25 protein-coding genes and 1 pseudogene are annotated in these 25,423 nt (G+C 58.3%); 19 read left to right on the top strand and 7 right to left on the bottom strand.

Annotation, left to right across the window (positions count from 1 at the left end):
• The first annotated feature begins 65 nt into the window (after nucleotides 1-65).
• Entirely contained in the window at nucleotides 66-1,211 is a 1,146-nt protein-coding gene (locus FGW20_RS09850) for an ISH3 family transposase (RefSeq protein ID WP_367617943.1), read from the top strand.
• A gap of 1,550 nt (nucleotides 1,212-2,761) precedes the next feature.
• Here FGW20_RS09850 and FGW20_RS09845 read toward each other — a convergent pair.
• Complete coding sequence (locus FGW20_RS09845) at nucleotides 2,762-3,337, bottom strand: YIP1 family protein (protein WP_301677915.1); 576 nt, start codon at nucleotides 3,335-3,337, stop codon at nucleotides 2,762-2,764.
• Nucleotides 3,338-3,970: 633 nt separating this feature from the next.
• Here FGW20_RS09845 and FGW20_RS09840 point away from each other — a divergent pair.
• The 4 genes from FGW20_RS09840 (at nucleotide 3,971) to FGW20_RS09825 (ending at nucleotide 9,415) form a co-directional block, all read left to right on the top strand.
• Nucleotides 3,971-5,482, top strand: coding sequence for a 2-isopropylmalate synthase (locus tag FGW20_RS09840; protein ID WP_301677914.1), 1,512 nt, complete (start codon nucleotides 3,971-3,973; stop codon nucleotides 5,480-5,482).
• On the top strand, nucleotides 5,454-7,130 hold the full coding sequence (gene ilvB / locus FGW20_RS09835) for a biosynthetic-type acetolactate synthase large subunit (RefSeq protein WP_301677913.1): 1,677 nt from the start codon (nucleotides 5,454-5,456) through the stop codon (nucleotides 7,128-7,130). Before FGW20_RS09840 ends, ilvB begins: the two co-directional genes overlap by 29 nt.
• A complete protein-coding gene (gene ilvN / locus FGW20_RS09830; protein WP_301677912.1) occupies nucleotides 7,127-7,630 on the top strand; it encodes an acetolactate synthase small subunit in 504 nt (167 codons plus the stop codon). The genes ilvB and ilvN overlap by 4 nt, the downstream gene beginning before the upstream one ends.
• Nucleotides 7,631-7,828: 198 nt before the next feature.
• Nucleotides 7,829-9,415, top strand: coding sequence for a sodium:solute symporter family protein (locus tag FGW20_RS09825; protein ID WP_301677911.1), 1,587 nt, complete (start codon nucleotides 7,829-7,831; stop codon nucleotides 9,413-9,415).
• Between the two features lie 50 nt (nucleotides 9,416-9,465).
• Here the strand turns inward: FGW20_RS09825 and FGW20_RS09820 are convergent, their stop codons facing one another.
• A complete protein-coding gene (locus tag FGW20_RS09820) occupies nucleotides 9,466-11,358 on the bottom strand; it encodes an SIR2 family protein (RefSeq protein ID WP_301677910.1) in 1,893 nt (630 codons plus the stop codon).
• A gap of 166 nt (nucleotides 11,359-11,524) precedes the next feature.
• Here FGW20_RS09820 and FGW20_RS09815 point away from each other — a divergent pair, with 166 nt between their 5' ends.
• Both FGW20_RS09815 and FGW20_RS13370 read left to right on the top strand, forming a co-directional pair.
• Nucleotides 11,525-11,671 (top strand): hypothetical protein, encoded by a 147-nt coding sequence (locus tag FGW20_RS09815; protein WP_301677909.1) that lies wholly within the window; start codon nucleotides 11,525-11,527, stop codon nucleotides 11,669-11,671.
• Nucleotides 11,672-11,834: 163 nt separating this feature from the next.
• Nucleotides 11,835-12,197: pseudogene (locus FGW20_RS13370) on the top strand (HepT-like ribonuclease domain-containing protein).
• 74 nt (nucleotides 12,198-12,271) lie between these two features.
• On the opposite strand, the gene FGW20_RS13365 reads toward FGW20_RS13370, so the two are convergent.
• Together FGW20_RS13365 and FGW20_RS13400 are read right to left on the bottom strand one after the other, a co-directional pair.
• Nucleotides 12,272-12,409, bottom strand: a complete 138-nt coding sequence (locus FGW20_RS13365; protein ID WP_367617944.1) for a type II toxin-antitoxin system RelE family toxin — start codon at nucleotides 12,407-12,409, stop codon at nucleotides 12,272-12,274.
• Nucleotides 12,410-12,536: 127 nt separating this feature from the next.
• Nucleotides 12,537-12,755 carry a DUF7557 family protein gene (locus tag FGW20_RS13400; protein WP_301677917.1) on the bottom strand — a complete coding sequence of 73 codons (219 nt, stop codon included), beginning with the start codon at nucleotides 12,753-12,755 and terminating at the stop codon, nucleotides 12,537-12,539.
• A 103-nt stretch (nucleotides 12,756-12,858) separates the two neighbouring features.
• On the opposite strand from FGW20_RS13400, the gene FGW20_RS13355 reads away from it, so the two are divergent.
• From FGW20_RS13355 to FGW20_RS09775, 6 genes are all read left to right on the top strand, one after another.
• Nucleotides 12,859-13,242, top strand: coding sequence for a DUF1016 N-terminal domain-containing protein (locus FGW20_RS13355; protein WP_367617941.1), 384 nt, complete (start codon nucleotides 12,859-12,861; stop codon nucleotides 13,240-13,242).
• On the top strand, nucleotides 13,166-13,444 hold the full coding sequence (locus FGW20_RS09795) for a hypothetical protein (protein ID WP_301677908.1): 279 nt from the start codon (nucleotides 13,166-13,168) through the stop codon (nucleotides 13,442-13,444). The genes FGW20_RS13355 and FGW20_RS09795 overlap by 77 nt, the downstream gene beginning before the upstream one ends.
• A gap of 254 nt (nucleotides 13,445-13,698) precedes the next feature.
• Nucleotides 13,699-13,935 (top strand): DUF7557 family protein, encoded by a 237-nt coding sequence (locus FGW20_RS09790; protein ID WP_301677907.1) that lies wholly within the window; start codon nucleotides 13,699-13,701, stop codon nucleotides 13,933-13,935.
• Complete coding sequence (locus tag FGW20_RS09785) at nucleotides 13,932-14,192, top strand: type II toxin-antitoxin system RelE family toxin (RefSeq protein ID WP_301677906.1); 261 nt, start codon at nucleotides 13,932-13,934, stop codon at nucleotides 14,190-14,192. Before FGW20_RS09790 ends, FGW20_RS09785 begins: the two co-directional genes overlap by 4 nt.
• A gap of 122 nt (nucleotides 14,193-14,314) precedes the next feature.
• Entirely contained in the window at nucleotides 14,315-14,617 is a 303-nt protein-coding gene (locus tag FGW20_RS09780; protein WP_301677905.1) for a nucleotidyltransferase family protein, read from the top strand.
• A gap of 57 nt (nucleotides 14,618-14,674) precedes the next feature.
• Nucleotides 14,675-14,944: a HepT-like ribonuclease domain-containing protein gene (locus FGW20_RS09775; RefSeq protein WP_367617940.1), complete on the top strand. Its 270-nt coding sequence runs from the start codon at nucleotides 14,675-14,677 to the stop codon at nucleotides 14,942-14,944.
• A gap of 173 nt (nucleotides 14,945-15,117) precedes the next feature.
• On the opposite strand, the gene FGW20_RS09770 is transcribed toward FGW20_RS09775, so the two are convergent.
• The gene (locus FGW20_RS09770) at nucleotides 15,118-15,423 is read right to left on the bottom strand and encodes a hypothetical protein (protein WP_301677903.1); all 306 of its coding nucleotides are present in this window, start codon (nucleotides 15,421-15,423) and stop codon (nucleotides 15,118-15,120) included.
• 399 nt (nucleotides 15,424-15,822) lie between these two features.
• Between FGW20_RS09770 and FGW20_RS09765 the strand changes: the two genes are divergently transcribed.
• Both FGW20_RS09765 and FGW20_RS09760 read left to right on the top strand, forming a co-directional pair.
• Nucleotides 15,823-16,230, top strand: coding sequence for a type IV pilin domain-containing protein (locus tag FGW20_RS09765; RefSeq protein ID WP_301677902.1), 408 nt, complete (start codon nucleotides 15,823-15,825; stop codon nucleotides 16,228-16,230).
• Between the two features lie 284 nt (nucleotides 16,231-16,514).
• On the top strand, nucleotides 16,515-17,045 hold the full coding sequence (locus FGW20_RS09760) for a hypothetical protein (protein ID WP_301677901.1): 531 nt from the start codon (nucleotides 16,515-16,517) through the stop codon (nucleotides 17,043-17,045).
• Nucleotides 17,046-17,461: 416 nt separating this feature from the next.
• Here FGW20_RS09760 and FGW20_RS09755 read toward each other — a convergent pair whose 3' ends face one another.
• A complete protein-coding gene (locus FGW20_RS09755; RefSeq protein WP_301677900.1) occupies nucleotides 17,462-17,641 on the bottom strand; it encodes a hypothetical protein in 180 nt (59 codons plus the stop codon).
• On the opposite strand from FGW20_RS09755, the gene FGW20_RS09750 reads away from it, so the two are divergent.
• Nucleotides 17,634-18,128, top strand: a complete 495-nt coding sequence (locus FGW20_RS09750) for a hypothetical protein (RefSeq protein WP_301677899.1) — start codon at nucleotides 17,634-17,636, stop codon at nucleotides 18,126-18,128. The two genes, FGW20_RS09755 and FGW20_RS09750, sit on opposite strands and share 8 nt — an antisense overlap.
• 250 nt (nucleotides 18,129-18,378) lie before the next feature.
• Here the strand turns inward: FGW20_RS09750 and FGW20_RS09745 are convergent, their stop codons facing one another.
• The gene (locus FGW20_RS09745; protein ID WP_255342101.1) at nucleotides 18,379-18,513 is read right to left on the bottom strand and encodes a hypothetical protein; all 135 of its coding nucleotides are present in this window, start codon (nucleotides 18,511-18,513) and stop codon (nucleotides 18,379-18,381) included.
• 684 nt (nucleotides 18,514-19,197) lie between these two features.
• Here FGW20_RS09745 and FGW20_RS09740 point away from each other — a divergent pair.
• From FGW20_RS09740 to FGW20_RS09730, 3 genes are all read left to right on the top strand, one after another.
• Nucleotides 19,198-20,634 (top strand): right-handed parallel beta-helix repeat-containing protein, encoded by a 1,437-nt coding sequence (locus FGW20_RS09740; RefSeq protein ID WP_301677898.1) that lies wholly within the window; start codon nucleotides 19,198-19,200, stop codon nucleotides 20,632-20,634.
• Between the two features lie 627 nt (nucleotides 20,635-21,261).
• Nucleotides 21,262-23,775, top strand: a complete 2,514-nt coding sequence (locus tag FGW20_RS09735; RefSeq protein WP_048115041.1) for a CARDB domain-containing protein — start codon at nucleotides 21,262-21,264, stop codon at nucleotides 23,773-23,775.
• Between the two features lie 339 nt (nucleotides 23,776-24,114).
• Nucleotides 24,115-25,350, top strand: coding sequence for an oligosaccharide flippase family protein (locus FGW20_RS09730; RefSeq protein ID WP_301677897.1), 1,236 nt, complete (start codon nucleotides 24,115-24,117; stop codon nucleotides 25,348-25,350).
• Nucleotides 25,351-25,423 lie beyond the last annotated feature (73 nt).

Below are 25,423 nucleotides of genomic sequence, written 5' to 3'. Positions count from 1 at the left end.
CCGTTCTCCTGATCGGAAAGATAATCTTCGATTAACGCTAAGGGATCCATGGCCCTGTTTCTCCTTTGTCCAAATCTAGGTTGGATCCAGGGCCAATTCAATTTTACAGAACTTTCGTTACGCTACCGGTCGCGGCACTGGATCAGCACCTGACCATTTCCATCCAGGGACGGCTTACCCAAACCGACCTGTTTCAGACCCTGGTAGGGATGGCCGCGAGGCAGCAATCGGTTCACTCGATCGCCGGGTTTTTGGAGCATGTACCCTGTGAGACGTCATTTCGCTATCATCTCAAAAAACAGGATATGGATGATCTGGAGCAGAAGAGCACTGCTATCCTCACCCACCTTGTGCACCACGTCCTGAAACCCGGGAACGCGTATCAGTTCGCGATCGACTCCACCAACGATCCCTACTACGGAGCAACCTCCGGCGAGAATGAATCCTACATTGTGAGAAGTAAACGCAAGCAATCGACGAACGAGTTCTACTCCTATGTCACCCTCTATGTGACTACCAGCGACCGGCAGCTGACGCTGGCCATGTACCCGGTGCGGCAGGGGATCTCAAAGGTTGGGTACATCGCCCGGTGCCTCAACCAGATCGCCGAACTCGGGCTCAAGGTCGAAGTACTCTGTCTTGATCGGGAGTTCTCTACCCGGAAGGTCTTCGGGTTTCTGACCCAGGTACAGGTACCGTTCATCGTCCCCGTCAGGAAACATGGCAACCGCATGAAAGAGCTGCTGCAAGGGACGCAGTCCCGGTATGCCGAGTACCGGATGAGAGCCAAACCGCCGCTTTTCCTGACGGTTGCCATTGCCGTGAAGTATGCGAAGGGAAGACGAGGGAAGCGCGGTATCGAGAATCTGGGCTACGTTGTCGGCGGTATTGCCTGGCATCCGCTCTGGGTGCATCGGACCTACCGATCACGGTCCTCGATCGAATCATCCTACCGGATGCGGAATCGGGTGAAACCGAGGACGAGCACGAGGAACCCGGTGATCCGGTACCTTTATGCCATTATCTCCTTCCTCTCGAAGAATATCTGGATCGCTCTCTTGTGGAGGTATTTCTCGCCGGTGAAGCAAGGGCCGAGAACTAGCGATATGCGCGCCTTCCGGTTCGATTACTTCATTGTCATAATCTGGGAAGTTATCCGGGCATCGATGGGAATGGTGAAGGGAATTCCCATCCTACGGCACCCGGTTTAGAGGAAGGGTGGCGGAACAAAGTCAAACAGAAGAAGAGGTGAGGGGAATTTAGCGAAGTACTGGTGCGACATGTAAAGCTGTATTGCGGATTGCGGAACGCCATGCCTTCCTTTCGGCATGACTCCCATGACATGCACCCCTGGTAACGGCGGTATGTGAAGCTCATGGGACAATGTGATGACCTCTGGGAGCCTTCCCGGGATAAATTGCTAGAGTAAGGATGCTATGGAGAAGCAGACGCTGAACCACCGTATGGGTGTGCGACAAGAAGCTGAAATATGGATTGCGTAATGCTATCCTCTCCGTTCGGGATATCCCTACCGTAGCATGCACTTCTGGTAACGGGAGTGGGTGAAGCCTGCGGGACAACGTGGAGACCCCCGGGAGTCTGACCCAGACAATCTGCCAGGGAAAGGATGTCATGGAGAAGCAAACGCTGAATTCATTGAAAGGGTCGTTAGGTGGAACAGGCGAAACCAGACTGCGCCTGAACCAAAATGGTATGGAATAGGGTTATACTGGATATCCTTACGGTATAACGAACGGACGGACGATTCCCGGCCTAGAGATGCCTCCTAAAACACCCATAATTACCCATATTTCGGAACTTGGAAACCCGCATGCAACCCTCGAATGAGGTATGGAGGCCGTGAGGTCAACAGATGGTGCAGGCGGAACAGGATATCCCAAAAAGCGAATGCCTGCCTGTAATGGGCAGGATAGGGACATCTGTCCCGACCTGAAAGGGTGCAGACTTACTCCTGGCGCTTCACGGCAACGAAGGGAGGTATACCTGGGAAAGTATGTCATTCAACGACGCCGACCGGCGAGAAGCATGCCGACAAGGTATTGTTAACAGGCTACAGACCCGGACTGCAAAGGCAATATACGAAGTCCTTCGCATATTGCCGCCCGAAGCTTGGGTTGTGAAGTGCTTGAACGGAGTGCGGTGAAAGTCGCACGCTCCGTTCTGAGAAGGAGGCGTGGGAGTAATCCTACGCCCCTATTCGACAGTCCACAGATCATCGTCTATTTCTCAGAATGCTATGACCCTGTTTTTTATTTGAAAGGGACATAGAATTTTAGGACCACCTCTTTGATACTCTGTCGGTTACCTCTCCTACCTACCTACTAGACCATTTCATCTTACTTTGCGGGTTCTGGCGTGGATCACCAACCGCTCGCGTGAGGCAATGGTGCCCATGCAACGACCATGAGGCTACGCTTTCCTGGCTCCCCGGGCAGTGGACCGTGGTGGGAATCGCCCTGGGGGGTGGGGACAGGGGAGGGGGAGACCCCCTCCCCGCACAAACCGGACCCGGAGCACGGTTGAATAGAGCAGGGGAGCCTCCCCATCGCCAACCCGGGATGTCTTCGTGGAAAATTTAGGTGAAATGCTCTACTACCTACCTACCTACCTACCTACCTACCTACCTACCTACCTACCTACCTACCGGTGATGAAGAAGAGCATCCGCCGATAAACCCCACCTTTCAGGCAGATTTTAGTTATTCTCTCATCTATCTGGTGATCGCAATCTCACATGGACTTTAATGTTTATTTGAAGAATTTTGATTTTTTGTAAAAAATAACAGAACAAGGGCGAATATGATAAACACCGACAGGATGGCGGCGACCGCAGCCCGCCAGGTTGTGGTGTCGTGGAATTCCCTGATCCCGATAATACAGAGGACCAGACTCCAGACAATCCCGATGAGAGGCAAGATCGGGATCCCATGGATGAAGATAGGGAGCCAACCAAGGAGCACGAGGGGAGTGGCACTATATGCCACGGCTTTGACTGTTTCTTCCCAACCATTCCCGCCGATGAGGCGACCGACGACGAAGTGGACGAGCACGGAGGCGATGCCGAGAACGATGAACCAGCCTACGGCCATGTAGATGATCAGAGTGATACCTGAGGTGAGGTGAGTCTCAAGGGGAATACCATAATAGTAGAGGTCGGCGATGAGCGCGGCCATTATCAGCAGTCCAAGTATGATAAGATCGATACTGACGATGAAGAGAAAGTAAGTGAGCGCCTTACCGATGTTGTCCTCCTTTGCATCCCTGAACGTCTCTATCGGATTTATGATGATTCCTTTAAGTCTTCCAACAATTGCCACGGGATCGACCTTCCGTCATCACTGCGATCTCATTTCTGCTGTAAAACGGTTGAATCCCGCCTGCCAGGCAGATCAATTCTTTTCCAAACATTAAATGCGGAGATGGCATATTTTTTCCCTCAGTATAATCCTAGATAGTTCACATGGCAATATAAATTTTAGGATTTTTATCCAGACCTCCTTGTGTCCAGTTAAACATTCAGGCTCTTCCGAGGCGTTATTATCTAAAAATATTCTTTTTTACAGTATATTCGGGGAATGAACCTATCATAATTACGCAGGTATCCATATCCGGAGGGAACCAGTGAGTGCTTCAAGCAACAGGGGAATTCCTCTATGAGTCATCCAAAAACATCCCAATAGTTGGAGACCTGGAGGGTTGCACGGATAATGGTCAGATATGATTCCCTCACAACAGATCTGAAGCACCGTCAGTTACACAGAAGACTCCTCTTGCACCTGCTCTTGATTAGTCGCCTAGCGAGGCAATGCCCAATAGATGTTTTTCTTCCTCTCACCCCTAACGGGCTTTATCTCCCACTTCCATCATGCCTCCCTCATAAGTGTCCGGCTCTAAATCCCCAACGTTTAAATACGGGTGCTCCCAATTATTTGCGGTGAAACCCACTATGAGTGATTGTTTTATTTGTTGAACCGATCCGCTTTTTTGACACTACCTTACGGGACGGGGAACAGACACCGGGTGTCTCTCTCACGCCGGCCGAGAAACTTGAGATTGCAACGCACCTCGCCGACGTCGGCGTCCACGTGATTGAAGCCGGCTCAGCAGCCGCATCCGTCGGAGAGCGTGAATCCATCCGCTCGATAGCCGACGCCGGACTTGCCGCCGAGTGCTGCACCTACGTCCGGGCTCTACCCGGGGACATCGACCTTGCCGCCGATGCCGGTGCCGACTCCGTCCACCTCGTCGTCCCGGTGAGCGATCTCCACATCGGCAAGAAGCTTCGCAAAACCCGCGAGCAGGTCTCTCAAATGGCCTGGAGCGCCGTCGAGTACGCCAAGAGCCGCGGCCTCATCGTCGAACTCTCGGGAGAAGACGCGTCACGCGCCGACCAGGCGTTCCTCGGGGAGGTCTTCCGGGAAGGAGTGGAGCGGGGAGCCGACCGGCTCTGCTTCTGCGACACCGTCGGTCTCCTCACGCCCGAGCGGGCGGCCGCGATCATACCGCCGCTCCTCTTCGCCCCGTTTTCCATCCACTGCCACGACGACCTCGGGTTCGGGCTCGCGACCACCGTCGCCGCCCTCCGGGCGGGGGCGACCTGTGCCCACGTCACCGTCAACGGCCTCGGGGAACGGGCGGGAAACACGTCCCTCGAAGAACTGGTGATGTCGCTCGAGGTGCTCTACGGGGTCGATACCGGGATCAGGACCGAAGAACTCTACCCGCTCTCGACCCACGTCGCCCGGCTGACCGGGGTGCCGCTCGCGACCAACAAGCCGATCGTCGGCGAGATGGCCTTCACCCACGAGAGCGGGATCCACGCTCACGGGGTGATGCGGGACACGAGCACCTACGAGCCGCTCCGGCCGGAGCGGGTGGGGCGGAAGCGCCGGATCGTCCTCGGGAAGCACTCGGGATCGGCGGCGGTCGAGGCCGCGCTCCACGACATGGGGTATGTGCCGGACGCGGCGCAGCTCAAGGAGATCGTCGACCGGATCAAACGTCTCGGGGATGCCGGGATGCGGATAACCGACGCCGACATCATGGCGATCGCCGATACCGTCATGGAGATCGAGTTTGCGCCCTGTATCGAACTGCGCCAGTTCACCATCGTCTCGGGGAGCAACGCGATCCCGACCGCCTCGGTTACGATGCTCGTCCGCGGCGACGAGATCACCGGCGCCGCAGTCGGGACCGGGCCGGTGGATGCGGCGATCCGCGCGCTCCAGCGATCGGTCGCGGACGTCGGGAGCGTGCAGCTCGATGAATACAGCGTCGATGCCATAACCGGCGGCACGGATGCCCTCGTTGACGTATCGGTGAAGCTCAGCAGGAACGGGAAGACCGTGACCTCGCGGGGCGCCCGGACCGACATCATCATGGCAAGCGTCGAAGCAGTTATCGCCGGGATGAACAGATTACTCAGGGAAGAGCATGAAGACCGGAGCCAGGACTCTCATTGAAGCGCTGCAGCGAGAAGGGGTGGATACCATATTCGGCTACCCCGGCGGCGTGGTGTTGCCGATCTACGATGAACTCTACGACTCGTCGATCCGGCACATACTGGTAAGGCATGAGCAGGCAGCGGCGCACGCGGCCGACGGATACGCGCGTGCAAGCGGCCGCGTAGGCGTATGCCTTGCCACCTCCGGCCCCGGCGCGTGCAACCTGGTCACGGGGATCGCGACGGCCTACATGGACTCTATCCCCGTCGTGGCGCTCACCGGCCAGGTGCCGACCGGCCTCCTCGGGAACGACGCGTTCCAGGAGTCGGACATCACCGGGATCACGATGCCGGTCACCAAGCACAACTATCTGGTGAAGGACGCTGCCGATATCGATCGCGTGGTGCAGGAGGCGTTCTACGTCGCCCGAACCGGCCGGCCCGGCCCGGTGCTGGTCGATCTCCCCAAAGACGTCAGCACGGGCCGGGTGTTGGAGAAAACGCCCGTCCCGGAGACGGTCTCCCTCCGGGGCTACCAGCCCACCTACCAGGGGCACGTCCGCCAGATCGATAAGGCACTCGACCTGATCGCGAAAGCCGAGCGGCCGCTCGTCTACGCCGGCGGCGGGGTGGTCCTCTCGGGAGCGTCGGCTGAACTCCTGGAGTTTATCGAGACCGCCGCCGTCCCGGTGACAACGACCCTGATGGGGCTCGGCGCCGTCCCCGGCGACCACCCGCTCAACCTCGGGATGCTCGGGATGCACGGCACCCAGTCCGCGAACTATGCGGTGACGGAGTGCGATCTCCTGATCGCCGTCGGCGTCCGGTTCGATGACCGGGTCACCGGAAAGATCGAGACGTTCGCGCCGAACGCCGCGGTCATCCACATCGATATCGACCCGGCGGAGATCGGGAAGAACAAGGTGGTCGACGTCCCGATCGTGGGCGACGTGAGAGCGGTGCTCCAGGCGCTTTTATCCCGGATGCAGAAGCGCGGCGACACGACGAGCTGGGTTTCCCGGATCAACGCCTGGAAGGCGCAGTACCCGCTCGGTTACCGCGACGACGACCATCTCCGTCCGCAGTACGTCGTGGAGCAGCTCTCCGATCTCCTGAAAGGCGAGGGGATCGTCGTGAGCGAGGTCGGCCAGAACCAGATGTGGACCGCGCTCTACTACTGCTTCAAAAAACCCCGGACCTGGATCACCTCAGGCGGCCTCGGGACGATGGGCTACGGGTTTCCGGCGGCCATCGGCGCACACTACGCCCGGCCCGACCTCCCGGTCGTCGACATCGCCGGCGACGGGAGTTTCCAGATGAACATCCAGGAGCTCGGGACGGTGGCGCAGTATAACATCCCCGTCAAGGTCGTGATCTTGAACAACATGTACCTCGGGATGGTGCGGCAGTGGCAGGAGCTCTTCTACGACCGCCGCTACTCCTACACGGAGCTGCCGCCGGTGGACTTCGTCAAGATCGCGAACGCTTACGGGGTCGAAGGGCTCATGGTCGACGAGAAGGCCGGCGTGCGGGAGGCGCTCGAGACCGCCCTCGGCACGGACGGGCCGTTCGTTCTGGACTTCCGGGTCGAGCGGGAGGAGAACGTCTTCCCGATGGTCCCTGCCGGTGCCGCCATCAACGAGATGATCGGGGTGCGGCAGCCATGAAACCGCATACCCTGAGCGTTCTCGTCGAGAACCGGGCGGGTGTCCTGAGCCGGGTCGCCGGGATGTTCTCGCGGCGGGGGTTCAACATCGAGAGCCTGGCCGTCGGGACCTGCGAGGAGCCGAACATGAGCCGGATCACCATCGTGGTGAACGGCGACGACGGCGTCATCGAGCAGGTGATGAAGCAGACCAACAAGCTCATCGACGTCATCAAGGTCTCGGACCTGACGAAGCGGGAGAGCGTGGAGCGGGAACTCGCCCTCATCAAGGTTGCCGCCGAGACCGGCCCGGTCCGCGCCGAGATCCTCCAGATCGCCGATATCTTCCGTGCCCAGGTCGTGGACGTCGGGTCGAAGACCCTGGTGCTCCAGGTGACCGGGGATACGGAGAAGATCGACGCCCTGGAGAAACTCCTGCGCCAGTACGGCATCAAGGAATTCGTCCGCACAGGAAAGATCGCGCTCCTCCGGGGTGCAAAGACCGTAAAGAGTTCCAAATAATTCTTTTTCCGGCGCAAGGCGCCGATTGCGTCATCGGGACGACAACCCGGCCGATCGCGTTATCACCTACGACATTCCACCTTAACACAGCATGTTCTTTGGATTGCCGTTCCATACAGGAATCATCGTGGGCGGAGCAGTCGCTCTGGTCGTCGTGCTGCTCGCCCTCTGGGGGCTCCGGTTTAAGGAGGCCCCGTAATGGCAGAGATACTGACACTCGCGCTGGTCGGACTCTACTTCGTCTTTCTCGTCGGCATTGGGAGCTGGGCATCGAAGAAGATTCACAGCACTGAAGACTATATGCTCGCCGGGCGATCGCTCGGGTTCTGGGTCTTCACGATCCTGGTCGTCTGCTCGATCTGCAGCGGGATGACCCTGCTCGGCGTGAGCGGATTCGGCTATACATCCGGCTGGCCGGGGATCTGGGAGCAGATCTTTGTCCCGCTCGCGGCCGCGTTCTGCATCATCTTTTTTGGGGTGAAGCTGAACGCCATCGGGAAGGAACGGGGCTACCTGACCGTCCAGGACTACCTCGCCGAACGGTTCGAGAGCCCGCGAGCGCTCAGGGGTCTCTCGGCAATCTCCGGGATCGTTGTCTCGCTGGTCTACCTGGTCGGGCAGTATGCCGCGATCAGCATCGTTCTCGTCTGGCTCTTCGGCATTCCTCACTGGCAGGCGCTCCTCATCGCCGGGGTCATCATCACGGCCTACACGGTCGTCGGCGGTCTCTACGCCGTCTCCTGGACGACCCTCTTTCACGGCGGGATCCTGATCATCGGCGTCCTCCTGATGGCCCCGGCCGTCGTCATGAGTGCCGGCGGGATCGAGCATATCAACACCGTCCTTGCCGGGGTTGACCCGAACTTTGTCGAGCCCTGGTTCCCGAGCCCGGCCTACGCATCATACGCCTACGCGACGCCGGAGTTCCTGGTCTCGTTCGGCATCCTCCTGATGGTAGGCCTCGCCTGCGCGCCGCACGTCGTCAACAACGTCCTTGCCGCAAAAGAGGCCCGGTTCTTCAAGTGGGCGCCCCTTGTGGCGTTCATCATCTACGCGGTCATCATGTTCCTCGTCAAGTTCACCGGGTTTGCCGTCCGCTCGCTCGTCGAGGAAGGAAAACTGGTGCTCCCGGACGCCGTCAACGCCCAGGACTTCGCCTTCATCGTCGGCGTCGAACACGCGATGCCGAACGTGGCGCTCTGGGCGTTCTTCGCGGTGATCGTCCTCGCGGCGGTGATGTCGACGACCGATCGGCTGATGCTCACCATCGGGACCTCGTTTGCATGGGACGTCTACAAGAACATCCTCCGCCCTTCGGCGCCCGATAAGGAGGTACTCCTCGTCTCGAAGGTCGCGATCATCCTCGGCGCCGGCAGCACGCTCCTCCTCGCCATCAACCCGCCGGAGATGCTGGCGTGGCTGATCTGGATGGGTATCGGGGTGATGCTTGCGACGTTTGCGGTTCCGCTGCTCGCCGGACTCTACTGGCGCGGCGCGACGAAAGAGGGAGCGATCGCGAGCATGGCGGTCGGGCTCGTCTCAGCCGTGGGCTTCGGCTACTGGCACCAGTTCGTAGGAGGGCTCCCCATGCATTTCAGTTTCTTTGCGCTCGCGCTTTCGCTCGCTGCCCTGGTTGTCGTCAGCCTCATGACCGCCAAAAACTCCGAGGCCGTGCTTGACGGCACCCGGACCGGCTGGTTCATCCAGCCACCTGGTCGGTCTTCGCGGGCCGGGAGCCCGGGGGAGACCTGGCTCGTCGACCAGGACCCGCACCGCCCGGAGTGACGGGGGGAGCGTCCCCTGATCTCCGCGGTCAATTTTTGTCGTTGGATATACTACTCCCCGGACTCCGGTAACTCGATACCCGTCTCCGGGCACCCGATCCCGAACGCCTTTGCGTAGTTCCTGTTTGCCTGCTCGAAGGCCGAGAGATCTCCGCCGAAGAAGTCTGAGCCTGCAGACCTCCGCTTGATGTCCGCAAGGTAGGTGACGACATGGAGGGGAAGGGGAGGGAGCGAAGCGGCCGGGTTGAACGGGAGGCCGTCATGCAGCCGGTACCAGTGCCGGGCCTGCAGGGGTCGCGGCATCGATGAACGGAACTCTTCCGGCCGGATTTCGTCGCCGGCCTCCGCAAGGTAGGCGATCCCGAAGATGTACTCGAAGATGTCCAGAGATTCGTAGAAGGCGTAGCGGTTCGGGAAGAGGCCCTGCAGTATGGCGTACAGGGCGAGGTACGGGTAGTCCCGGTAGGAGGCATCGCTCCCGAACCGGTCCTGCGCGAGATCGGTGAGCCAGCCCGGGTTAAAGCCAAGGACGTTTGCGATGTTGACGAGATCGTAGATGGGGACGGTCTCCTGGAGCGTCCCGCCGTAACGATACCTCTTCGGTCTCCGGATGATCGCTTCGAGCATGTTGAAGTGCCTGGCGCGGGCGGCGGCGATGCCGGAGGCGTAGATCGCGAGGAGGGCCGGGTAGTACCGCAACAGAAGGAGCCCCCTGGTGTAACCCTGGTCTGTCCTGGGTTCGGTATTCTGGAACCCGGCAATCTCGGGCGCGACGGGAGGGATGTTGATCAGCCGCACGAGCATGTCGGTGACGAGGTCGGTGGAGGTGTCGTTGTAGTGCGCCACCGTGGCGACCATCGCGGCCAGCGGTGCGGCGGTATCTTCGAGATCCCGGAGCATCGCCTGGTAATTTTCTTTGCTGTTGGTGCCGGCGGACTGGCGCCGCTGCCGGGCCGCGATGGACTCAAGAACGCGATCCGTCTCTTCATGGATGAGATCGGCGAGGACAAGTTCGGGCCGCTGCTCCCGCAGGATGCGCTTGACCTTCTGCACCGCGGTCGAGACGCTCATCGGCTCTTTGTGGTCGTAACGGCGCAGAACTTCGATGCGGGAGTGGAGTTCGGCGAAGAACTCATCCGCAGAGGTGATCTCGATCTCTGAGGGGTGGAGCGTCTCTGCAACCGCTGCCGGGATGGGGGTGGAGCCCTTGCGCCGGCACCAGATGGTCGAGTACCTCCGGACTCGTTCTCTGTCATGCTCTTCCCCGGCAAGAATCCTCACGAGCCCGGTATCGTCCTTTGCCGACCAGCCGCAGATGATCAGCCCGTACTCCGAGATGATCCTGTGCAGGTAGTCCTTGATGTTCGGGTCGTAGTCCTTGAGGTCCTCGGGGGTCATCCGCAGGTCGGTGCTCGGGTAGTCGCCGTTCACTTTGACGATCCGGCACCGGTCGGGAAAGACGGACATCATCTCCGGGTCGCTCAGTTCCGTGATCACCACCGGCTGGATCCCCTGGTCCAGGAGCGCCCGCTCCATGAGGTTGTCGAAGTTCGTGGTGACGATGAGGCCGATCAGCCCTTCTTTCACCATCACTGCGATCGTCCGGTGGGCGGGTGTCGGGCCGGGGGCGATCCGCTTCCCTTCCTCGTCTGCGATGGTGAAGTAACCGTCGAGGATCGCCTCTTCATCACCGTCGCGGGCCTTCAACATCTTGAAAAGGCCGGGGAACGTCGGTTCTCCGCGGTAGCGCCGCCGGTACCAGTCCAGGGTATCCCCGTCGATCCGCTCTACCGAGACGGCGGCAATCCTCTGGATCAGGCCTCTTGTGATCTCCCTGCCGGTGGGGAGTTTCCCTCCTGATATGCCCGAACCCAGGAGCAGGGCATAGCGTTTCGGCGATGAGGCGACGGCGAACGCGACCGGGATGACATCGTCGGAGATCACGGTATCTTCCTACGTTACCTTCTCCGGTGACCGGCATAAGGTGTTCCCCTGCTGTGATCGCTTGCGGCGAACCGACCGCTTTCTGCCGATGGTGGCCGGATGCGGGTCCGGGCGCTCATCCCCGGGATAACATTTATTGGCTCGATGGCAGTGTAACCAACAGGGCATGAACCCGGGAACCGACATCCATACCCTCCTTGTCCAGAAGCGGGACGAAATCCTTTCTCTCGCCCCTCTTCTCCGGGCGAGAAATGTCCGGGTTTTTGGGTCGGTGGCAACGAAGCCCGGGCGGACAGCGATATCGATCTCCTGATGACCTCGAACCCGACCGGAGTCTTCTCGATGTAGGGGGGGTCTTGCCATGGATCTCTCTCGATCGTCCGGTCGACGTCGTGACAGAAACGGGGCTCCGGGAACGTATCCGGTCAAGGGTCCTGCAGGAAACGCGGCCCTTATGAGACGATCGTGAACGGGTACTGGATATCATCGAAGCCATCGAACGGATCCAAAGAGTGTCGGGCCGGGGCCGTGAGTATTTCTACAACGACGAAATGGCGCAAGTCTGGGTCATTCACCACCTCCAGATCATCGGGGAAGCGGCTGCACGCCTCTCACCGGATCTTTGATGCGCTTCTCCCGGGGTTCCCTGGAAGTAGATCGTCGGCCTTCGGGACGTTCTGACCCATGCATACTTCCACATGCCCCTCGGTGAATTGTGGGCGGGTGTGGACCGTGATATCCCCGCGCTCAGGGAGGCTATTCTGACTCTTTTCTCTGCCTCCTCAGACGGGGAAGTTCCGGTTAGTGCCCCCCGCCTGCCTCATCCACGGGCACCATAAAGCAAGGGGCCGCACCAGGCGTGCCAGTTAATAAGTTGGGACTGATCTATTCGTTTCGCAGTTTTCGCGACACATCAATATTTCCGATAGACGTTACTCCGGTTTCCGACCTCGATCACGGTGATGGTCATCACCCCGTTCTCGATGGCGAGAATGATCCGGTACGGCCCCACACGATGAGAATACAGCGGGCTACTCTGGTGTCCTTTCAGTTTTTTGACATGTAAATGGGGAAACGGTTCTTCCGCGAGAGCCGTTAATTCATCTTTCGTTGTCCATCGGACTTCGGGAGATGTTTCAGATCACGTTCCGCTCCGTGGGTGAATTCGATCCGCCAGATCATTCCAGGCCCAGTTCCTGAGCGATCTCCTCAAGCGAGCGGCAGCGACCGGCCCGCATGTCTGCAAGCCCTTCCTCGATACGCTGCAGCGTCTCTTCGGAGAGCGGTTCCGGATCGAATAATACGTCCATGATGCGGTTAAGCGTCTCGTCATCGCTCTCCTGAGGGTGGGCTTTCAGGGCGTCCAGACGGGACTTGGTCTCCGGTTGAACCTGGATCGTCGTGGACTAAACCATAGGTTCATGAGGAGTATAAGGATTTTGGGTCGCATTACACAGAGCACCCCGGCGATCGCGGAGGCCATCCGGAACGTTCCGGTCCATGCATACTTCCGCGTGGATCTCGGGTAGAACCCTTCGCGGATCCGGCAGCACATACGCCGTATCGCCGGACAAGATCTCCACGGCAAAGAGCCGGGCTGCGGTGAATGTCGAACTGGTCCTGCTGTACCGGCATATCGGCGGCCGAATCCTGAGGGATATCCTCCGGGAACAACGTGCTGCCCACGGGAGAAAGATAGTCTCGACAGTGTCGAGGGAATTGGTAGCAGAATACGGACCGGGATACAGTGGCAAAAATCTCCGGCGGATGATCAGGTTTTCCACCCGGTTCCATCTCAAGAACCCTGATGATATCCGGGCTGCTAACAACCGGAAGCTCTGGCAACGGAATGCACCTGGAGTTCTGTCTGCGTCAGAATTGTGATCTGTTCTTCCGGTTCGAGTTCATCCTCGAAATACAAAAGCACGGCTTCTTCGATGTTCTTGAGGAGTTCTTCAAAGTCTCTCCCATCGGTGAAGATGCTATGCCCGATTGCGTGAGCAGACCAGCACCCGTCTTCATAGACCGTTTCAAATCGGATGATGATGATGTGAACTCCCGGACGAGTATGGAACTTGAGGAATAATGATTTTTGTTGTAGTTATTTTGCGGGGGTGAAGGGGGCGGGGCGGCACGTCCAAAAATCGGTAGGGAGGCGATCAGGAACCTGGAACGTGGTCGAACGCGACCCGCCGGCGCTGAAGGAACAACTCTTGCCCTTGATCCGGAAGTAACGGCTTGTATAGGCAGGGTTGCCAGTACACAGCTCACGTTACAGGAGAGGATCTAACGCTGCCCGACCACACGCTTCATATCCTATAATGGCCTATAGGCACCTACATGTCCGCCACTACCGTCTGGATCACACTGGCGAACAAAGACCGCCTGGAGGGTCTTAAACGGCACCCAAAGGAGTCCTATAACGACGTTATCGGCCGCCTGCTCGACATGGCCGTCGATGAAGAGCCCCTCTCGGAGGAGGCCATCCGGGGTATCGAGGAAGCCCTGGAGGACATCAAGGCCGGCCGGCTCTACTCCGAGGACGATATCAAAAAGGAGTTTGGTGTAGAGGAATGACCTACACGGTCACCTACACCGCCCGGGCACGGCGGGATCTCCAGAAGCTTCCTCCCGAAGCGGCCCGCCGGATAATCCGCTCGGTCGCCGGGATCCGGGAGGACTCCTATCGGCATGTCCGGAAACTGGCCGGGTTTTCCGGAACGCCCGTCTACCGGCTCCGGGAAGGCCGGTACCGGGTTGTTCTCACGATCGAGGATGAACGCCTCCTGATTCTCGTACTGGAGGCGGGAAACCGGAGCAGCATCTACCGGTAGGAAGGCGATCAGGGAACATAACCGTTCCCGGTCTTCTGCTGTCTATGGAACGGTGCGGTAAGAGGCCGTGCCTCCGGGATAAGATTTATAGGTCTGGTGGCGATGTATTTACTATTGGAGCTATGAACCCGGGAACCGACATCTATACCCAACTCACCCGGAGACGGGACGAAATTCTCACCCTCGCGCACCGGAGGGGGGCAAAAAACGTCCGGGTCTTCGGGTCCGTGGCGCGGAAGGAAGCCCGGGAAGACAGTGATCTCGATATCCTGATCGATCTGGATCCCGACCGGAGTCTTCTCGACGTGGGAGGCCTTGCTATGGACCTTTCCCTCCTGCTCGACCGTCCGGTCGATGTCGTGACAGAAGCGGGACTCCGGGAGCGGATCCGCTCAAGGGTCCTGCGGGAAGCGCGGGCTCTATGAGAGACGATCCTTGAGCGGGTACTGGATATTCTCGAAGCGATTGAGCGGATTGAACGGGTGTCGGTGCGGGGCCGAGAGTTTTTCTACGATGACGAAATGGCACAAGTCTGGGTGATCCACCACCTCCAGATCATCGGGGAAGCCGTACGGGGGATCTCTTCGGAATTCAGAACCGCGAACCCGGACATTCCGTGGTCAGACATCATCGGGATGAGAAACGTTCTCATCCACCACTATTTCGGGATCGACCGGGATGCGGTCTGGAATGTGGTCGAACACGATCTTCCGGCGCTGAAAAGCCAACTCCAGTCCCTGGTCCGGGAATAGCGGCCACTTCGAGAGCGATTCCCGGCTATCGATGACCGGGCATCACCCGGATCATCGACATCAGTCCGCTCATCCGGGTCATGGTTCATAGGCATTCGTCCGGTGATAGAAAAGGTGCTACTACGCATAAATTACGCATCATTACGCACGGATCACGCAGATACCATCCAGAATCATAGTGAGTTCCTGAGCGAGGCGAGGACGTAGTGCGTGTCCCGTTTTGATCTGCCCCGCCGCTCAAGTATGCGCTTTTCGACGAGGTCATTTAAGTCGTTCAGTGCGGTTCTTGCAGCAACGGCGTTGAGTCTCTGATACCGATTGTTGGTGATAGTGTCGTGTTCCTTGAGGAAGGAGACCGCGGCAAGCTGCCGCTCGTTCAGCCCGAGCGTCTGCATGAACTCTTTGGTGAAGGGGTCCTTACGCATGACAGGGGTGAACCCGAGGGGCGTGCTGATGATCTCAGGTGAGGGCAGGCTCACCGCCTCCAGGGCTTTGATGAATCGGTAGGAAGACGGCCCGGGGCGACTGGCCGGGCGTTAGATCGTACGCCTCCGACTTACGCGGATACCGCGCATCGCGACGCACGGACCCATCCGGGCCCGGAAATTCCCCCTCCCGTGCCGCACCCCGGGAGCGCCGCCGGGGGCCTGTATTATACGCCGGAGCCGATGAATTTGTATTTTCTCCAGAACCGCATTTCCGGCCCGTTTGTTCTTTTCAACAACTCCTTTATGCCATGAAAGATCCTTTCGCAGAGGCGCTGATGGCGATATTAAATCGTTCCGGAAAGAATCACTACGATATATCTATATATAATTGGAAAGTAGGTTGTTTCATCGACCGACATCCCCATCGGGGCACAGAGTCGGAAGAGGTGTATGATGAACTTCAAGCAGAATGAAGAAGCAGTATCGCCGGTGATCGGCGTTATCCTCATGGTCGCCATCACGGTGATCCTCGCCGCGGTTATTGCGGCGTTTGTGTTTGGGATGACCGGGAACGTGCAGACGACGAAGACAGTTGCAGTTACTGCACATGTTAATGATGGCCAATACCTTGTGGTAACCTTCCAGGGTGGTGCTGATGCTGGTTCTGTGAAGAACTTGACACTGATGATAAACGGTAATGAAACACCAGCAGCGACTCTTGGCAACGAGACAGTACCGCCTAAGATTGGCGCATCCAATAATAGTACTGAAAAAATTATTCCTGGAGATTGTCACGCAGTAGTTGTGGCAACGTTCAAGGACGGTTCATCCCAGGTCGTCCTGGAGCGGAACTTCTAAAACTACCTTTTTTCGGGCCAGAATTACCTTCCCAATGCGTTGCAACAAATAAACCCTAACTGCACAGTCGATTTTCTACGGTGAGAGTTCCCATTCGACATTCTCCTCACAACCCCCACCCATTGATCACCAGTAGAACATATCGCTGGTGACGCCTGGATTAAATGAAAATTGTTCACCAGAGCCGAACACCTTCCCGTAAAAACCAACAAAATCATACCAGCGGTCTTTTTAGTCCGCCAGCCAAGGATCTACCAAACACCCATCCAAAAGGAGATATCAGAATGCCCATAACCACAAGATCCCTCCTCCCCGCTCTCCTCACCGCCACCCTCCTCCTCCCGGCGAACATCTACGTCATCGGCGGTGCCGTCGGCGCCGGCCTCCGTTTCCCCCTGTTCTTGTACCAGGATACCACCTACGGCGCCTCCCTGATTCCGGTCTGGCGGGAGATCTTCTATGTCACATCCGGCACCATTGGCGGCCGGTCGGCCATCTCCATCCTTCTCTGGGTTCTCGGCACCGCCTTCCTCATCGCCGCAGTCGTTTACTTCGCCGTCAAGCGGGAGGATTGCTACGAAGTGTTCAGAAAACCGCTCGCCCTCCTCGTCGCCGGGGGTGCCGTCGCCTACCTCCTCTCCTGCGTCGCCCAGTACGGCCCCACCCTCCAAGGCCCGGCGGGGTTCGCCGTCCCGGTCGGCGTGCCGCTTATCCTCGCTGTAGCATGGTATGTCATGAAGGTGGAGGACGACGATGAACCGGAGTATGAGGGAGAAGAGGAAGAATACGAGGACGAAAGGGAAGGGGAACAGTAATCATCTCTTTCTGTGGGTTGAATCCCCTTTTTGTTCGTTCTCGCTGCTTGCTATAATTTACACTAACGGTGTTCACACACCTTTCAGTCATTTATACCTGAACACGGCTTTCGAGGGAATATCGCGATTGGGGGTGGGGCTGACGGGGAGGGGGGAGCATCCCCCTCCCCTGTCTCTACCCCGTAAGACTAACTTGTGACCCCCACCCCGCCCGGCCTCCGGCCTCCTCCCCCGCCCCGGGGGCGGGGGCAGTGCGTGGCGATGGCCCCACGGTCCACTGTACGGGGCCAGCCTATAATTCAAAACAGTGCACGCACCGCACTCATTGGGCGGAATCCCACACCGGAAAAATAGTAACCAAACCCTCAAACCTCCCCACGACCACAACCCGCACCGGATCCGGGACGACACGCACCTCAAACGCCCCGGGCCGGGTCCGCCGCGTTCTTCCAGGTCTCGCCGCTCTCGTTCTTCGCCCTCCTCCTCGCCGCGGCGGCCGGGTATGCCCTCATCCGCCGGAGGCCAACCGGGATCGACTCACGGGACGCACGGCTCCTCGCCTTCTTCGCCCTCGCCGCCGTCCTGGTGGTGCTCACCTACGCCCGGTCCATCCCCGGGATGCCGGCAAGCCCCGGGATCGTCCCCGACATGCGCTACCTCTCCCCGGCCTATCTTCCCATGCTCGTCATCGGGGTCTACGCCCTCAAGCACGCCGGGATGGACGGCGACGGGGTGCGGGAGTCCCTCAAAACCCTCTTCTGGCTCGCGGTCATCGACCTCCCGCTCATCTTCGTCGTCCTCCAGGTCATCGCCGGCCGGAACCTCGGCGGGCAGGTGACGTTCCTCACGTACCTCACCTACCTCTTCCTCGCCGGGACCGCGGCGCTCTATGTCGCCGTGCTCGCCCGCCGGGCCTCCCCACGCCTCCTCGCCTACGCCGTCCCGGTGCTGATGCTCTTTCCGCTCGCGTGGGAACTCGTCGTCGACTTCCGGTTCGCCACCGGCTGCTGGGAGGGCTACCACTTCTGGATACCGGTGGTGGAGTATATCTGGTACATCCAGTACGCGATCTTCCCGCTGTGAGAACAGGGGGTTGGCATTCTCAGGTTCGCCGTTCCCGTCGGGATGCCGCTCATCCTCGCCGTCGCGGGGTACGTCGTGACGGCGGAGGAGGACGATGAATCGGGGTATCCTCCCACGGTCCACTGTACGGGGCTAGTCTATAATTCAAAACCGTTCACGCACCGCACTCATTGAGCGGAATCCCACACCGGAAAAATAGTAGCCAAACCCTCAAACCACCCTATCAAACAATATCCACGGCTCGCTATCCTCAAACCTCCCCCACGACCACAACCCGCGCCGCGGCCGGGACGGTGCGCACTTCCACCGCCCTGGCCCGGAGATCGAGCGTGAAGTTCTCGTCCTCCGGACCCGTCCCGCCGATCCGGCACGGGATCTCTGACACCCGGTCCGGGCCGATTTTGGGATTCGAGTACCTGTCATGGGCCGACTACCATCTGCACCCCTGGCTTTTGTCTCCCAAAACACGCAGCGATCCCCCGACACGGGTCGGCCTGCCGGGCCGGGTCGCCGTGAACCGATATGAGCACACCCAGTTTTTTAGTCATAGAGAGAGGGGACAGGGGCCTTTGCCCTAAATCATTAAATGGTACCTGTGCATCATAAGGGGTACGAACCCGGTTGGCGGCGTTGTACTGAGCCTTTTAACCCGGTCCTTGCGGGAGGGACGAAGTTCCGGCATTGAACGCCCCGACCGTGGTGTTGACACGATGAGGGAGACGAGCATACTCGGCGAAACGGATATCCGGGTCCTCCTCCTTCGGCAGGGAGTTGCTTTCCGGCCACAGGCCGGCGGCGATGACCGGCATCAGCGATTCGGCAACCGCAGGCGCATCCCGATACCCCGGGGGGTTCGCCCGGTGACAATGTTTGAGTAACAGACGGTAGATGAGAGAACACCATGCCGGCGATACAATGTCCCCGAGAGAGAGGCGGACGCACGCTTATTGCCATAATCATCGTGATAACAGCCGTTTGCGCCGTTGTGCTGGCATTGCATTTTCAGCCGTGGAAACCGGCTCCGTCCGGCCCACCGGTGCCGGCAATACCGACTCCCGCGGTGCCGACAGTGACAGGACCCACCATCATCGTCGCAGCGAGCGACAGCAGTGCGGCATCGAAAGACGGAGCAGATTATGTCTGTGACGGTATCGACGATCAATATGAAATTCAGGCTGCGATCGATGCCCTCCCCGCCAGCGGCGGGACCGTCCAGCTGACGGAAGGAACGTTCAACTGTGCCGGAAGCGTTCTGCCCGGGTCATATACGACCCTGAAAGGGCGGGGTGATGAGTCTACCCACCTGATTTTTACAAATAACGGCCTGATCTGGATGAAAAACGACTCTATTGCGCTGGAAAGTTTCCGGGCAACCGGATCCGGCTATTCAGGGAAATCGGCACATATGGGTGTGATCTATATCACTGCAAGCCATATGTGGATCAAAGACGTCACGGCCACGGCTGACAGGTCCATCCAGGCTGTGTTTTACGTGCAGTCCATCGAAGGCTATGACAGGGATATCGAGTACATTGCGTTCATCGGCTGTGTGGCCGATAGTCCCGGAACGTACGGATTTCTTCATAGTTCGCAGGATACCGAGTACAAGGTACACAGATACGTCCAGTATACCGATTGCAGGGCGATCGACTGCGGCCGAGATTCCAGATTCAATAACTGGGTCACAGGATTCGACTTTGCGGAGCTCAACGACATCGAGAGCCTGCGGGTGAACCGGTGCATCGCCGAAGGCAGCTGGGAATCGGGGTTTCACCTCGAATGGGCCCCCACCAAGAACGACATCGTTTTCTCCGACTGTATCAGCAGAAACAACGGCCAGAAACCCTACCCCGACTATTACGACACAAGCGGCGAGTACTACTTCGGTGCCGGCTACATGGCACCGCGGGGCTCGTACACGTTCAACAACTGCACCGCGGAAGGGAACAGCGCCTACGGGTTCTTCTTCAGTTACCCTGACGGCGTCTACCTCTACGACTGCACGGACCTTGAGACGGGCCGGGGGAAGACCGACTACTCGCAGGTGAAACCGACGTCGTTCTTCATCGTACAGTCGTTATTGACGGATGCCAACCCCTCGATCGTCATGGAGAACTGTGAAAGCATCGAATCTTTCGGATACGGTCTGCACATTGCGCTGATGGATCACGTACGGATCAACAACTTCCGGTTGACTGATCCGGCCGGGATCGACGGCAGGGGCGCTGTGGTGGGGGGTTCACCGCGAGGAGCGTTATTTGTGGATTCCAGCATCGATATCCATGCGACGGGGGATCGAGTCTCTACTCTGATATACGCGATGGGCAACAGGAATGTCGTATACTCCGGGCAGATAAATTCAAACGCGGTGCAGCCATTTGTTATCGACGGATACGGGACCAGTAATGTACGGGTACAGAATATGCAGATTTTACCGGTTGGCTCAACGGGCATAACGTTGACACGGGATGTGCCCGAGGGTGCAGTAACGATCGTGAAGTCATGACACATATCGGTAGACACGAGAATCGCCCGCTGAGTATGGAGAGCTTCCGCTTGTACCGCATCCGCACTCCTCCTCTCCACTCTCCGGCAGCAAAAGGCCTCCGGGTTCGATACGTCCTGATCGCTCCTGTCGTCCGGGATCCGGTTTCAGGGCGTATTCCGCCTGTTTCGGCTGACGGCCTTTTCATCGGCCGGGGATAGAGCCGTTCGACACCTGCGGGCACGGTGTCCGGCGGCGCTGTTTACGGACACGCGATCGCCCCCGGATCCTTTCTGCGATTTAAAGGCATCAAATGAATATCGGGCTGCACAAAGTCTTCATTTTGCACACCGGTAGTCCCTTCGGACAACCATACGGCCGCGTGCGAGTTCGCGTTGTCTATGTTCATAGTTTAAATAGCAGGATAAATATGCTATTTTTATATTAAAAACGTAATTTAATTGTATTTTAGATTTAGCACATTTTTAATCAATCTGATTAAAAATATCTCTGATTATATATCTCTAATGAATTTAAATATTATTATATATCTCAATTTTCTGATACTGGGTATCGCCCGAACGAGGTGACTTAGTGATAGTCAAAAGAACAACGAGGCTAATTATTGCAGTATTCCTGGTATTCGGCATGGTGCCGTTTGTCGGAGCACTTGAGCCCGGCACGGCCACAGTAACCGTGGCTGCAAGTGATAGCACCAGCGCAGCGAAGGCTCAGGCCGACTATGTCTGTGACGGATCAAACGATCAGGCGGAGATCCAGAACGCCATCAACGCCCTCCCCGCCAGCGGCGGAACCGTCCAGCTGACGGAAGGGACGTTCAACTGTGCCGGAAGCGTTCTGCCTAAGGCGCATACGACCCTCTCCGGCCAGGGCGACGATAAGACCTTTATCCGGTTCACGAACGACGGGATTCTCCGGGTCGATACCGAATACGTGACGCTGGAGAACTTCCACGTCGAAGGCACCGGCTACAGCGCATCGCGCGACTTCGGCGTGGTGTACATCCGTGCAGGGCACAACGCTGTCCGGGACGTCACCGGCACCGCTGACCGGACCATCCAGGGGCTCTTCTATGTGCGCTCCGTCGGTCTCGGCAACAAGAACATCGAGGACATCGAGTTCACCCGGGTGGTTGCGGACAGTCCCGGAACCTACGGGTTTCTCCACAGTTCATGGGGCACCGACTACAAGGTGCACAAGAACGTACGGTATACCGACTGCAGGGCAATCGACTGCGGTCGATACAGCGCCTACAACCCCTGGGTTACCGGATTCGACTTTGCGGAGCTCAACGACATCGAGAACCTGCGGGTGACCCGGTGCGTCGCCGAAGGCACGCTTGAGTCCGGGTTCCACTTCGAGTACGGTCCAACCAAGAAGGATATCGTTCTCACCGACTGCATCAGCAGAAACAACGGCCAGAAGCCGTTCCCGAAGACCTACAGCCTGGGCGGCGAGGACTATTTCGGTTCCGGTTACTACGCGCCTAAGGGCTCGTACACGTTCAACAACTGCACCGCAGAAGGGAACAGCGCCTACGGGTTCTTCTTCAGTTACCCCGACGGCGTCCACCTCTACGACTGCACGGACTTCGAGACGGGCCGGGGGAAGACCGACTACTCGGCGGTGAAACCGACATCGTTCTTCATCGTACAGTCGCAGTTGACGAACGCCAACCCCTCGATAGTCATGGAGGACTGCGCGAGCATCAACTCCCACGGTCGCGGTCTCTACGCAACGCTTGTTGACTACGTACAGATCAAGAACTTCACGATGACCAACCCCGGAGGCATCGACGGTGTCGGCGCTCTGATAGGAGACCCGGCACTGGGAGTGGGTTTCGTCTCTTCAAACCTCGACATCCATGCCTCAGGGAACAGCGCGTCCAGACTTGTCACGGTGAACAGTGCTTCCAACTCGAAATTCACCGGGAGCATTGTATCCGATGTGGCGACGCCGTTCACCGTAGCGGGAGGAGGAACCAACAACGTCGTCGTTGAAGGCATCAAGACGGTTTCGAATACACTTCCGGTGGGTTCGTCGGGAATCACGACGAGCAGCGTCAACTCGGGAGCAGTCAGGATCACCGACTGTACGGTCGTAAAGCCCGGCAGCGCTCCGCTCCCGACGCCGGTCCCCACCACGCCGGCTCCCTCCGGGAAGCCGGACCTCGTGGTGACCGACATCTCCTGGACGCCGACAAACCCGGCCTCCGGTGATGCGGTGACGATGAAGGCCACGATCAAGAACCAGGGCGACGCCCCGACGCCTGCGGGCGCGAAACACGGCGTCCTCTTCACGTTCGATGACGGCGCGGCAGGCCCCGGCATCTGGTCCGATGCCCACACGGCATCGATTGCCCCCGGGTCCTGGGTCACCGTGACCGCGAACGGCGGCTCAAGCGGTGCAACCTGGAAGGCCGTCGAGGGCGCCCACACCGTGAAGGCGCACGTCGACGACGTCAACAGGATTGCGGAGTCGAACGATGCGAACAACGTTCGCACCGAACAGATCACGGTCTCGAAGACCGCGTCGGGGTCTACCCCGACCCCCACCCCCACCACGCCGGCTCCCTCCGGGAAGCCCGACCTCGTGGTGACCGGCATCTCCTGGACGCCGGCGAACCCGGCCTCCGGTGATGCGGTGACGATGAAGGCCACGATCAAGAACCAGGGTACCGCCCCGACGCCTGCGGGCACGAAACACGGCGTCCTCTTCACGTTCGACGACGGCGCCGCCGGGCCCGGCGTCTGGTCCGACACTTACACTTCGGCCATCGCCCCGGGCGCATCGGTCACGCTGACCGCGAACGGCGGCTCAAGCGGTGCAACCTGGAAAGCCGCCGACGGCACGCACACCGTGAAGGCGCACGTCGACGACGTCAACCGGATCGCCGAGAGCGTTGAGGACAACAACGTCATGAGCAAGGAGATCGTCGTCGGAAGCCTGCCGGTTCCCGTCAGGGGCGACCTGAACGGAGACGGCAACGTTGACTGGGCCGACGTGACGATTGCCGCCGAGATGGCGCAGAAAACCACTCCGTCCGACCCCGCTGCCGACGTTAATGGAGACGGCACTGTGGACTGGAAGGACGTTGCCCTGCTCACCGATTTCTTCTTCGGCAGGACCTCTTCTCTCTAAAGCGTCTACCTGGAGGAGTGGTTAATCCCTCCCCTCCTCCCGGTTTTGCCACAGGTGCCGCCCCGTAACACCTGTACAGTACGTGGTCATATTGGTTATGGACGGGTTTTTTCCACCTGAGCCGGGGATGCCCGGATCCGTCGCCAGTAACGGCCTATTCTCTTTTGGGCTACGGCGACACCGCACTTCGCGCCTGTCGCAGAACAGGAGGATGCGTGGATATGCCAGCCGTTCTGGATCCTTTTTTGCCGGAATAGACCCATCGATACGGCGATACCGGTGCAGGAGAGCCGTCAGGACGGATAATTTGATATACGCGATACATCCATTGGGGGGGTAATGCACGCGTTCCCAAAAAGCCCCGTTGAGCTGAAAACCTATCTTGTAGACCCCCTGTACAGGAATACGTTTTTCATCATCATCACATCAATCTCAAGCGCAGGCTTTGGTTTCGTCTTCTGGATGCTTGCAGCACGATTCTACCCGCAAGAAGACGTAGGAGTTGCGACGGCCCTTATCTCATCCATGGGGATGCTGATCCTCTTATCGAAGCTCGGATTCGATCAATCGATCATACGGTTTTTTCCGACACGGGATAAATCCAGAGTCCTCGGGACGGCAATAATCGTCACGACACTATTCGGGTTTGTCCTGGGAGTCCTGTTCATAGCTACGGTGGATATCTGGTCGCCCGGGTTGCACCAGGTCAAGGACTATGCGCTCCTCTACATCGCCTTTCTGATAGCCAATTCCGTAACGGCCTTCATCGGTGCAGCATTCATTGCACTGCGGAAATCCGAATTCTACTTTCTCCAGAGCCTCCTTTTCGGTTCAAGGCTCCTTATTCTCATTCCTCTGGTCTTTCTCGGAGCACTTGGAATCTTCAGTTCGCTGGGTCTTTCATTCATCATTGCCCTCATAGTTTCGGTCTTCTTACTCTACAGGTCCGGGATTCGTCTATCCGGCGTTGATAGGGAATTTTTGCTCGATTCGTTCCGCTTTTCCGCCGGGAACTACGTTTCCGGGTTGTTCATTGCGGCTCCGAGCACGATCCTCCCCATCCTTGTGTTGAACATTCTCGGTGCGGAACAAGCCGCTCAGTACTTCATTGCGTATGCGATTGTCATGTTCCTGTTCCTCATACCCACGTCTTTCACGACATCGCTCTTTGTCGAGGGGAGCCACGGCGGAGCACTGAAGAGAAACGTACTGAAATCGCTCGCCGGAATTTTTGCGCTCCTCGTTCCGGCGGTTGTGGCCCTCTTCTTATTCGGAGAGTATATCCTCGGTTTGATCGGTCCGGATTATGTAGCAGGGCTCGAATTAGTCAAGGTCCTGGCGATTTCAAGTTTTTTCTTCTCGTTTTCGGAAGTATTTATTGCAATCAAGAAAGTTCAGTACGGGTTGAAGAGTCTGATCGTTATCAGCGCCATCATCTTCATCCTGCTTCTGGGATCCAGTTACTTTTTGATGCTGCAATTCGGGATCCTCGGCGTGGGGTATGCATGGATCCTGACATACGCGTTGATCGGCATCGTTGTCGTGCTGTCCATGGTCAGACGGTACGTTCTGTGATTCACCCTCCCACGCACATTTTCGGACGTCAGGGGTGAACGCCAATCCCGGGACGGCAGCAGCATGGAGGAAG

The sequence above is a fragment of the Methanoculleus methanifontis genome, from assembly GCF_030464365.1.
Lineage (GTDB): Archaea > Halobacteriota > Methanomicrobia > Methanomicrobiales > Methanoculleaceae > Methanoculleus > Methanoculleus methanifontis.
This window is presented reverse-complemented; position numbering and strand designations above follow the sequence as displayed.